Origin of the sequence: Pseudomonas protegens, assembly GCF_003732485.1 — a bacterium.
GTDB classification, from domain to species: Bacteria; Pseudomonadota; Gammaproteobacteria; order Pseudomonadales; family Pseudomonadaceae; genus Aquipseudomonas; species Aquipseudomonas protegens_B.
In genome coordinates this window covers 21,767-22,335 of the sequence record NZ_MOAK01000088.1, presented here as the reverse complement: position 1 = coordinate 22,335, position 569 = coordinate 21,767, and the positions used below count along the sequence as shown (strand labels likewise).

1 protein-coding gene is annotated in these 569 nt (G+C 67.0%); it reads left to right on the top strand.

Features of this window, described 5'->3' with window-relative positions:
• Nucleotides 1-569: type VI secretion system-associated FHA domain protein TagH (gene tagH, locus BLX41_RS36855; protein ID WP_259745437.1), on the top strand; the 569-nt coding region annotated here is incomplete at both ends.

The following is a 569-nucleotide window of genomic DNA, read 5'->3' as shown; positions in this document are numbered from 1 at the left end:
CCCGCGGCCGCAGCCGCAGCCGCAGCCGCAGCTGGTCGAGGTCGCAGCCATTGTTTCTGCTGCCCCTGTCGCCCCTGTCGCCCCTGCGGCTCCCGTCGCTCCTGTCGTGGCAGCGCCAGCGGCCGAGCCGGGGCCACAAACCGACTTGTTACAAGCCTTCCTGCGGGGTGCCGGGCTGGACCAGTTGCGCATCGACCCACAGCAGGCCCAGGCGCAGATGGAAAGCCTGGGGCGCAGCTATCGCTTGATGGTGGAAGGCCTGATCGATGTGTTGCGTGCCCGCAGCAGCCTCAAGGGCGAGTTCCGCATGCAGCAGACGATGATCCGCCCGGTGGAAAACAACCCGCTGAAGTTTGCCCCCAACGTCGACGAGGCCATGCTCCTGCTGCTGCGCCACAGCAACCAGGCCTTCATGGCTCCGGATCAGGCGGTGCAGGAAAGCTTCGACGATTTGCGGGCTCACCAACTGGCAGTCATGGCCGGTGTGGAAGCCGCGATCAAGCACCTGCTGGGGCGTTTTGAGCCCGGTGAGCTGGAAGCCCGCATGGCCCGTCCCGGTGGCCTGGGCA